Raw genomic sequence first — 1,414 nt, 5'->3', positions numbered from 1 at the left:
TGGTGCCGTCGGTGTTTGTGGTGTTGGAGCGGTTGCCGTTGTTGGGTAACGGGAAGGTGGATCGGTTGGCGTTGCCGGAGCCGGAGTTTTCGGGGGTGGTTTTCCGGGCTCCGGTGACGGCGGTGGAGGTGGTGTTGGCGGAGGTTTTCGCTGATGTGCTGGGTGTGGATCGGGTGGGTGTTGATGATGATTTCTTCGTCTCTGGTGGGGACAGTATTCGTTCGATTCAGGTGGTGGCGCGGGCTCGGGTTCGTGGGGTGGTGGTGACGCCGAAGCTGATTTTTCAGCGTCGGACGGTGGCGGGTTTGGCTGCGGTTGCGGTGTCGGGTGGGGCTGGGCGGGTGGTGGCGGAGTTGCCTGGTGGTGGGGTGGGTGAGGTGCCGTTGCCGCCGGCGGGGCGGTGGTTGCTGGGGTTGGGTGGCCGGTTCGGCCGGTATGCGATGTCGGTGGTGTTGCGGCTGCCGGTAGGGGTGGACGAGGCGGGTTTGTCGGTTGTGGTGGCGGCGTTGCTGGATCGTCATGATGTGTTGCGGTCGCGGTTGACGGCTGCGGGTTCGTTGTGGGTGCAGCCGCCGGGTGCGGTGGTGGTGTCGTCGGTGTTGCGGCGGGTGTCCGGTGATGGTGTTGATGTGGCTGCGGTGCTGGACGCGGCGGCGGGTCGGTTGGATCCGGCTGGCGGGGTGATGGTCCAGTTTGTGTGGGTGGACGGGCCTGGTGCGGGGCGTTTGGTGGTGGTGGCGCATCACTTGGTGGTTGATGGTGTTTCCTGGCGGGTGCTGGTGCCGGATCTGGCGGTGGCGTGGGATCAGGTGTCGCGTGGGGTGCCGGTGGAGTTGGCGCCGGTGGGGACCTCGTTGCGTCGGTGGTCGCATGCTTTGGTGCGGGAGGCGGCTCGGCGGGTTGGTGAGCTGGGTTTCTGGCGGGGTGTGGTCGGTGGTGGGGATGCGGTGCTGGGCCGGCGGCGTTTTGATCCGGTGGTGGATACGGCGGCGTCGGTGGTGTCGGTTCCGGTGGTGTTGTCCGCCGATTTTGTGGGTCCGGTGGTGGACAGCTTCGGGTGTGGTGTTGATGAGGCGTTGCTGACCGGGTTGGTGGTGGCGTTGACGCGTTGGTCTTGGGGTCGTGGCCGTGTGGTGTCGTCGTTGTTCCGGTTGGAGGGGCATGGCCGGCAGGAGGAGTTGCTGGCGGGGGCTGATCTGTCGCGGACGGTGGGTTGGTTCACCAGTATGTATCCGGTCCGGTTGCAGATTGATGATCCTCATGCGGTGGGGCGTGCTGTCAAGCAGGTGAAGCAGCAGCTGCGGAGTGTCCCGGATCGGGGTATCGGTTATGGCTTGTTGCGGTATCTCAACGACGACACTGCTGCGGTCCTGGCTGCTGAGGCGGTTCCCCAGATCGGCTTCAACTACCTCGG

At 65.5% G+C, this 1,414-nt stretch carries 1 protein-coding gene; it reads left to right on the top strand.

What is annotated here, in order from left to right; genetic code table 11:
• On the top strand, positions 1 to 1,414 hold a 1,414-nt coding region (locus ACIBQZ_RS43295; protein ID WP_396094788.1), incomplete at both ends, for a condensation domain-containing protein.

Origin of the sequence: Actinoplanes sp. NPDC049599 (assembly GCF_044465625.1) — a bacterium.
Taxonomy (GTDB): domain Bacteria; phylum Actinomycetota; class Actinomycetes; order Mycobacteriales; family Micromonosporaceae; genus Actinoplanes.
Note: the sequence above shows the minus strand (reverse complement) of the source record. Positions and strands in the feature narration are given on the sequence as shown.